The following is a 9,265-nucleotide window of genomic DNA, read 5'->3' on the forward strand; positions in this document are numbered from 1 at the left end:
TTTAAAATTTATAATAAGAAATGTATGTTTAATTAAATATTTTTTTGACAAATATAAAGTTGATAACTAACATTTGATGTTTTTTTTTCTTTATATAAATACCAGTAATTTGGTATTAACAATTTTTGTGATTTTTTTTCTTTTTCTATGTATATTAATGAATTTATTTTAATATATTTATATTTTTCTAATTGAATAATTGCATTTTGCAATAATTTAGTTCTGAATGGAGGATCTAAGAAAATAATATCATAAGGTTTTCTTATTTTTTTTAACCATTTAATCGTGTTAGCATGTATAATTTCAGCGTTAAATTGATTTAATTTTATAAATATTTTTTTTAACTCGTATATTATTTTTTTTTGTTGTTCGATAAAAGTAACGAACGAGGCATATCGAGAAATGGCTTCTATACCTAAAGCGCCACTACCAGAAAAACAATCTAAGCAGTTAGCATTAATTATTTTTTTATTAATCCAGTTAAATAATGTTTCACGCATTCGATTAGTAGTAGGACGTATTCTACAATTTTTTTTTATTGGAATTTTGTAACCTCGAAATATTCCACTAATAATTCGAATAGAGGATTGTTTATTTTGATTCATATTAGTATTTTATATTTATTAAATGTGTGATTATATTAATTATATATAAAAAAGATAAAATTTTGGTTTGGTGTTCAAAATTTCAATATAGATTTAATGTATATATGATTATGTAAGTAATATTTTTTTAAGTATAATTAATCATATACGATAAAACTAAAAGGAACAATATTATGTCAAAAAATAATCAAGATAAGTCCAAAAAATTTTTTTCTTGGCTTAATTTAAAAAAAAAAAATAATGAAGATATAAATAATGTTTTTGATAATGTTATAAAAAATGATGAGAACTCTAAAGATAATATTGTAAATAATACTGTACATTTTAAAAATAATGTAGAAAACAAACAAGCAATTACGATACCTCCTAGAGACTTAAAAAAGAAAGGAATACTATCAATATTATCAGAAAAATTATTTAATACGAAAGTAAACTTTGGATTAAAAATTCAAAATTTGTTTTTTAAAAAAAAGATAGATGATTCCATTTTTAACGATGTTTTTGAACAATTGTTAGTGTCTGATGTTGGTTTAGAAACTGCAGATATGTTAGTTAATACATTAAAAAAAGAAGCATATCGTAAAAGCTTAAATAATAGCAAAGATATTTTGTCTTTATTAAAAAAAAATATGATAAATATTTTGAAAAAAGTGGAAAATCCACTCAATATAATACAAAGAAAACCATTTTCAATATTATTAGTAGGAGTTAATGGTGTAGGAAAAACATCTATGATTGGAAAATTAACACATATTTTTAAAAGTCAAGGAAAGTCAGTTATGTTAGCTGCTGGAGATACATTCAGAGCTGCGGCTATTGATCAATTAAAAATATTAGGCAAGAACAATTTAGTACCAGTAGTATCACAACAGTGTGGATCAGATTCTGCTTCAGTAATTTTTAATGCATTACAAGCATCAAGATCAAAAAATATTGATGTTTTAATTGCTGATACTGCAGGTAGATTACACAATAAAATAAATTTGATGGAAGAATTAAAAAAAATTAAAAGAGTTATGAATAAATTAGATTGTTCTGCTCCTAATGAAATTATGTTAGTTTTAGATTCATGTATAGGTCAAAATTCGATAAAGCAAGCTGATGTATTTAATCAAACATTAGGCATAACTGGTTTAGTTATAACAAAATTGGATGGAACAGCTAAAGGTGGAGCAATTTTTTCTATAGCTAGAAAATTGTCTATTCCTATCAGATATATTAGCTTTGGAGAAAATATTTCAGATATGCATGTTTTTAATAGTGAGTGCTTTGTAAATGCTATTTTTTCAAAAAATATTTGAATTAATTTAATATTGAAAATAATAAAGTATCTTGTAGTTTAATGAAACAATTAATATATATAAAATATAAGTTTTGTTTTCATAAATTTTAACGTATTATATTAGTGATATTAGATAACTTTAATTATATTATAAGTTGTATTCTTTTTTATATTTGGATTGTAAATGACTAAGATTAAGCAAACATTAGCAATAGTTTCATTAGGAAATTTAGAAGCTTATATTAGAGCCGCTAATTCGTGGCCAATGTTATCTTTGAAAGAAGAAAAATTACTTTGTAAACAATTATATTATTGTGGTGATTTAGAAGCTGCTAAAACGCTAATTTTATCTCATTTAAGGTTTGTAATACATATTTCGAAAAGTTATTCGGGATATGGATTATTGCAATCTGATTTAATTCAAGAAGGTAATATTGGATTAATGAAAGCCGTTCGTCGATTTAATCCAGAAGTTGGTGTACGATTAGTATCTTTTGCCGTACATTGGATAAAATCTGAAATTCATGAATATGTATTGAGGAATTGGCGTATTGTAAAAGTAGCCACTACTAAATCGCAAAGAAAATTATTTTTTAATCTTAGAAAAGCTAAAAAACGATTAGGATGGTTCAATAATGACGAATTAGAACTTGTCGCACGTGAGTTAGGAGTAAAAAGTGAAGATGTACGAGAAATGGAGTCTCGTATGGCTGCACAAGATATAGCTTTACATCCTGTTGTTCAAGAAGATATTGGAGGATTAACATTTACAAATGCCACGTCTTATTTAAAAGATGATCTTTCTAACTTTGCTAATGATGTTGAAGATAATAATTGGGAAGTACATGCTTCTAATAAATTAAATAGTGCTCTTTTAAGATTAGATGAAAGAAGTCGATACATTATCAATGCAAGATGGTTGGATAATAGTAATAAAATCACTTTACAAGAAATTGCTAATAATTATGGTATATCTGCAGAAAGAGTTCGTCAACTAGAAAAAAATGCAATGAAAAAGCTTAGAATTGCTATAGAAGCATAAATAATGCGCCATGTTCTAATCGTATTAATTTAATTATTATGTAAAATAATTTTTTATTTTATTCTACTGTAACTGATTTTGCTAAATTTCTAGGTTGATCTATGTTATTTCCTTTAATTAAAGCTATGTAATATGCTAAAAGTTGTAGTGATACTGAATAAAAAATAGGTGAAATTAAATTTTCTATATAAGGAAACCTGATAATATTACTATTATTTTGGTTAAATTTAGTAAATAGATCTGAAAAAATATAAATTAAACCCTCTCTAGCTTGTATTTCTTCTATATTTAATTTTATTTTTTGTAATAAATTATTATTAGGGGCGATAATGATAATTGGAATTTTCGAATCCACTAAAGCTAAAGTACCATGTTTTAATTCTCCTATTGGATATCCTTCTGCATGGATATACGAAATTTCTTTTATTTTTAATGCTCCTTCTAATGCAATTGGATATTGTTCTCCTTTACCTAGAAAAATAATATTTTTTTTATAAAATAATTTTTTAGCTAAAGTATAAATAGTATTTTTATATCTTAATATTGATTCAATCCTGTCTGGGAGTATATTTAATATATTAACTATATCGTGTTCTAACTTAATGTTATGTTTTTTTATATTAATAAATTTAGCTACTAACATAAGTAATACAGTTAATTGTGCTGTAAATGCTTTAGTAGATGCAACTCCTATCTCGATTCCTGCATGAGTTAACAATGAAAAATCAGTTTCATAAACTAGAGATGAACTTTTTGAATTACATATTGCTAATGATCCTAGATATCCTAAATTTTTTGCGGTTCTTAAAGCAGTTAAGTTGTCAGCAGTCTCTCCAGATTGTGAGATTATTAACAATAAACTATTTTTTCTCACTACAAATTTTCTATAACAAAACTCTGAAGCAACTTCAACATCACATGGAATCATAGATAGTGATTCAAACCAATATTTCGATACCAATCCTGCATGATAAGATGTTCCACATGCTACGATATGAATATGTTCTGTTTTAGATAATATTTTGTTAGCTCGAGTATTAAATTCAGAAAAATAGATTGTTTTATTTTTTGTTAATCGATTTAGAATAGTATTTCGTATTGAATGAGGTTGCTCATGTATTTCTTTTTCCATATAGTGTCGAAATAGTCCTTTACTTACATTATTAAAATTAATTTTAGATTGTGTTTCTTTTCTTTTTTTTGATATTCCATGACTGTTAAAAACAGTAATATCGCTATGTGTTAATATTGCGATATCACCTTCATGTAAATAAATAAAACGTTGTGTAATAGCTAATAATGCTATTTGATCTGAAGTGATATAGTTTTCTTCTTTTCCTATTCCTATTAATAAAGGACTTCCTGATCGTACTGCTAGTAAAACGTTTGGATTATTTTTATCCATTATAACCATACTATAATTACCTTTTAATTTTTTAGTAACATTTTGTATAACTGTTAAAAGAGTTTTTTTATTATTTTTGTTTTGAGTAAAATGAATTAAGTGAGCTATAACTTCTGTATCTGTATCAGAAGAAAATTGATATCCTTCTTTTTTTAAACATATTTTAATTTCTTTATAATTTTCAATAACTCCGTTATGAACTATAGAAATATTACTAGATATGTGAGGATGAGCATTTTTTTTTAATGCCTTCCCATGTGTAGCCCATCTAGTATGTGCGATGCCTATATTTCCAAATAAATGAGATCGTTCAATGCTCTTTATTAGATTGTTTACTTTTCCTTTTTCTCGGAATCTTAAAATTTTATTTTTATTATCTATAATAGCCAGTCCTGAAGAATCGTATCCCCTATATTCTAATCTTATCATTCCTTCTTTAAGTATGTTTATGATATTTTTTCGTGAAATTGCTGCAATTATTCCACACATATTTTCCTCTATAATAAAAAGTTTTTATTTTATTTATTTAAAAGTTTTGATTGTAAAATGTCATTTTAAAGTTTTTATTTTTTTTTGTATTTCTTTTTTTTTATTGTAAACTAAACTAGGCTCTTTAACATTTTTTATAACAGTAGTACCTGCTGCAATAACAGTATCATTTGCAATAGTAATAGGAGCGACTAATTGACAATTTGATCCAATAAAAACATTATTTCCTATAATAGTATTAGATTTTTTTTTCCCATCATAGTTGCAAAAAATAGTTCCTGCTCCTATGTTTACTTTTTTTCCAATTTTAGAATTTCCTAAGTAACTTAAATGTTTTATTTTAGATGCGTGACCTACAATCGTTTCTTTTATTTCAACGAAATTTCCAATTTGAGTATTATTTTTTAATATAGTTCCATGTCTTAAATGAGAAAAAGGACCAATTATGCAATTATTAGATATAGTTACTTTTTCCATGATTGTATATGCTTTAATTGAACAGTTATTTCCAATTATACTATCTTTTATAACACAACCAGGTCCAATTTTAACAGAATTACCTAATATAACATGTCCTTCTAAAATAACTCCATAGTCAATTTCTATATTTTTTCCATGTTTTAATGTACCTTTCAGATTAAAATTTGATGGATTATAAATTGTAACACCAGATAACAATAGATTATTGATTTTTTTTTGTTGGTATAATTTTTCTATTATTGATAATTGAACTTTATTGTTTATTCCTTTTATTTCATTATTGTCAATGGGGTGTATAGCTGTAATTTTGTGTTTTTTTTGATATGCTAAATAGATAATATCAGTAATATAATACTCTTTATTTGTATTTTGGTTTTTTATATTTTTTGTTAAATTTTTCAAAGTTTTTCCAGAAGCAATAAAAATTCCAGAGTTAATTTCATGTATTTTTAATTGTTTTTTAGTAGCATCTGAAAATTCTATTATTTTCGTAATTTTTCCTTTTTCTCTGATAACTCTTCCATATTCTTCTGGATTTTTTATTATAGCGGTTAATAAACTAATAGATGATTTTTTTTTAGAAAATATTAATTTTTTTATAGATTTATTAGATATTAGTGGCATATCTCCATACAGGATAAGATAATCTTCGTCGTTTTTTAAGATATTTATCATTTGATATATTGCATTCCCTGTTCCTAATGTCTTTTTTTGCTTGATCCAAATTATATAAGGATCAGTAATGATGGATTTAAATAATTTATATTTATGATTGTAAATTAAATAAATTTGTTTTGAATGAATTGATTTTGCTAGATCTATTACGTGCTGTAAGATAGGTTTATCTCCTAAAGTATGAAGTACTTTCGGATAGTTGGAATTCATTCTTTTACCTTTACCAGCAGCTAGAATAATAATATTTAAGTTTTTATTTATCATATGTATTCCTAGTGTTAATTTGTTTTATCATATTAAGTATATAATAATTTTTTTCATATATATGAGGTGTTTTTTTAAAATATTAATTTGACATGTGTAACTATATATAAATTAGTTTTTTCAATATAGAATATTATTATATTAGTTATCAGTATACATTAGGAATACTATGGATTATCATATTATTTCATTTGATCTTGATGGTACTTTATTAGCTCCGAAGCATCGCTTAACTGAATATACTAAAAACGTTGTTCAAAATTTAGTTAAAAAAGGATTATTTATCGTTATTGCAACAGGTAGACATTATAGTGAAGCTTTAAAGATTAAAGATAGTTTAGGTATTTCTGCTTTTCTTATTACTTCAAATGGAGCAAGAATTCATAATCGTTATAACAAGTTAATATATAGTTGCGATCTTGATATGAATATCGTATTAAAATTAATAGAATTGTTTTCTGTAGAAAAAGATGTATTAATTCAACTATATTCTCATGATGATTGGTATGTTAGTTACGATCATTATAAAACTTCAGGTCCTTATTTTTCGTTTGGTTTCAAACGAAAATTACTTGATTATCAACATCTAGTAAATCAAAGTATTAGCAAAATTTTTTTTACTAGCCATAACGTTAATAAATTACTTAATTTAGAAAAATATATTATTAGAAAGTTTAATAACACGGTAAATGTTGGATTTTCTTATTCTAATTGTTTAGAAGTTATGTCTTGTCAAGTTTCTAAAGGGAATGCTTTAAAATTAATATCTAATTCATTAGGTTTTTCTTTAAGAAATTGTTTATCTTTTGGTGATGGAATGAATGATAGAGATATGTTAGAGATGTCTGGTAAAGGTTGTATAATGAAAAATGGCGATCCAAAATTAAAATCGTGTCTTCCTAATTTAGAGGTAATTGGTAGTAATATAGATGATGGGGTAGCAAATTATTTATACAATGTGTTTTTTAATTAACTATAATAACATTAAAATATTTTTAATATTATTTTAACTACTCATGATGAATAGTTTATTATTATTTAACAATATGTTTTAAATATTTTTTAAAATATAACATGTAAGTTAACTAGATAACTTAAATATATCGCATAGTATTTAATAATTGTTAAAGATTAATGATTTTACTTAGTATAGCTAAATTATTTATATACTTTTATTTATATGGAATAAATTTATTAAAATTAATATGTATTTATTGGTAAAAATTTTATATTAGTAAGCAAATATCATGATATTTAGTTTTTGAATTATATATAAATATTTATTTTATATATGGTATAATTTAGTATTATTTTTAATTTATTAAAATTAAATTTTATTTAGAAATTCAACACAGTGTTTTATACATAACAGTTATCATTTTATATTATATGTAATTTTAAATTGATATTTTTAAAAATTTTTTATTAAATAAAATATTTTTATATAAGGTTTATTATATGAAAGTCGTTAGTCATACCTTGGGTTTTCCTAGAATCGGTATAAAGCGTGAGTTAAAGATTGCACAAGAAAATTACTGGTCTGGAAGCATTTCTAAGAATGAGTTGTTATCAGTAGGAAAGATGTTGAGACAACGTCATTGGGAACAGCAAAAAAAAATAGGAATTGACATTATTCCTGTAGGTGATTTTGCATGGTATGATCATGTTTTAGGAATGACTATGTTATTAGGAAATATACCAGAAAGGCATAGAAAACAACATGATACTGTAAACTTAGATACTTTATTTAGTATTGCTCGTGGGTATTCCATTGGAAAAGAATTAGTTCCTGCATCGGATATGACGAAATGGTTTGATACTAATTATCATTATATTGTTCCTGAATTTACTATTAATTCAACATTCAGCCTGTCTTGGTTACAATTACTAGAAGAAGTTGACGAAGCACTATTATTGCATACTAATGTTAAACCTGTGATTTTAGGTCCGTTGACCTATTTATGGATAGGAAAAGTAAAAGGTTCTTGTTTTGATAAATTAAATTTGTTAAATAAGATGATTCCAGTTTATAAAGATATTTTATTAGAATTAAAAAAAAGAGGTATTACATGGATTCAAATTGATGAACCTATTTTAGCATTAGAATTACCAGATAAATGGAAAAATTCTTTTCATCATGTGTATGAAAGTTTGCTAGGATATGGAAAAATATTATTAACTACGTATTTTGGAAGTATTAATCATAATCTTGATATAATATGTCAATTACCGGTACAAGGTTTACATGTGGATTTAGTATCTGGAAAATGTAATTTATCTTTATTAAATTCTCAGATTCCTGAAGAATGGTTAATATCGTTAGGTATTATAAATGGAAGAAATATTTGGCGTACAGATTTGACTCAATGTTTTTCGAAATTAAAATCTTTTTTAATGTTTAGAAAAGAAGTTTGGATTGCTTCTTCTTGTTCATTGTTACATTCTCCTATAGATCTTGAATTAGAAGATTCTTTAAGTGTAGAAATAAAAAATTGGTTTTCTTTTTCTTTGCAAAAATGTCATGAGTTATCTTTATTAAAATATGCTTTGAATAATAATATTACAGAAGATATAGATGCTTGGAGTCAACCAATTCATTCTCGTTGTAATTCGAATTTAGTCAATGATTTATTAGTACAAAGTAAAATTGATTCGATATCGTCTATTGATAATAAAAGAAAAAATGAGTATGTTGTAAGAGCAAGAAAGCAAAAAGAAAAATTAAACTTACCTATTCTTCCAATTACTACTATAGGTTCTTTCCCTCAAACATATGAAATAAGAAAATTACGTTCTGATTTTAAAGAAGGGAAAATAAGTTATAAACAATATAAAAATGAAATTTATAAAAGTATAGCATCTGTTATAACTTTTCAAGAAAATTTAGATATAGATGTTTTAGTACATGGTGAATTTGAACGAAATGATATGGTAGAGTATTTCGGAGAAAATTTAAATGGTTTTGCATTTACCAAGCATGGATGGGTACAAAGTTATGGATCAAGATATGTAAAACCGCCTAT

Annotated in this window: 7 protein-coding genes; 4 read left to right on the top strand and 3 right to left on the bottom strand. The window is 24.5% G+C overall.

Annotation, left to right across the window (positions count from 1 at the left end):
* Positions 1-32: 32 nt before the first annotated feature.
* The gene (rsmD, locus tag D9V73_RS00110) at positions 33-605 is read right to left on the bottom strand and encodes a 16S rRNA (guanine(966)-N(2))-methyltransferase RsmD (protein WP_158336245.1); all 573 of its coding nucleotides are present in this window, start codon (positions 603-605) and stop codon (positions 33-35) included.
* A 173-nt stretch (positions 606-778) separates the two neighbouring features.
* Here rsmD and ftsY point away from each other — a divergent pair, with 173 nt between their 5' ends.
* Positions 779-1,906: a signal recognition particle-docking protein FtsY gene (gene ftsY, locus D9V73_RS00115; RefSeq protein ID WP_158336246.1), complete on the top strand. Its 1,128-nt coding sequence runs from the start codon at positions 779-781 to the stop codon at positions 1,904-1,906.
* Positions 1,907-2,071: 165 nt separating this feature from the next.
* A complete protein-coding gene (gene rpoH / locus D9V73_RS00120; protein ID WP_158336247.1) occupies positions 2,072-2,929 on the top strand; it encodes an RNA polymerase sigma factor RpoH in 858 nt (285 codons plus the stop codon).
* Between the two features lie 58 nt (positions 2,930-2,987).
* Here rpoH and glmS read toward each other — a convergent pair whose 3' ends face one another.
* Both glmS and glmU read right to left on the bottom strand, forming a co-directional pair.
* Positions 2,988-4,823 (bottom strand): glutamine--fructose-6-phosphate transaminase (isomerizing), encoded by a 1,836-nt coding sequence (gene glmS / locus D9V73_RS00125; RefSeq protein WP_158336248.1) that lies wholly within the window; start codon positions 4,821-4,823, stop codon positions 2,988-2,990.
* A 60-nt stretch (positions 4,824-4,883) separates the two neighbouring features.
* Positions 4,884-6,242 (bottom strand): bifunctional UDP-N-acetylglucosamine diphosphorylase/glucosamine-1-phosphate N-acetyltransferase GlmU, encoded by a 1,359-nt coding sequence (gene glmU, locus D9V73_RS00130; RefSeq protein WP_158336249.1) that lies wholly within the window; start codon positions 6,240-6,242, stop codon positions 4,884-4,886.
* Between the two features lie 169 nt (positions 6,243-6,411).
* On the opposite strand from glmU, the gene D9V73_RS00135 reads away from it, so the two are divergent.
* Together D9V73_RS00135 and metE are read left to right on the top strand one after the other, a co-directional pair.
* Positions 6,412-7,215, top strand: a complete 804-nt coding sequence (locus D9V73_RS00135; protein WP_158336250.1) for a Cof-type HAD-IIB family hydrolase — start codon at positions 6,412-6,414, stop codon at positions 7,213-7,215.
* Positions 7,216-7,700: 485 nt separating this feature from the next.
* Positions 7,701-9,265: 5-methyltetrahydropteroyltriglutamate--homocysteine S-methyltransferase (metE, locus tag D9V73_RS00140; RefSeq protein ID WP_261979183.1), on the top strand; the 1,565-nt coding region annotated here is incomplete at its 3' end.

It is taken from the genome of Buchnera aphidicola (Melaphis rhois), from assembly GCF_005080745.1.
Classification (GTDB): domain Bacteria; phylum Pseudomonadota; class Gammaproteobacteria; order Enterobacterales; family Enterobacteriaceae; genus Buchnera_B; species Buchnera_B aphidicola_AT.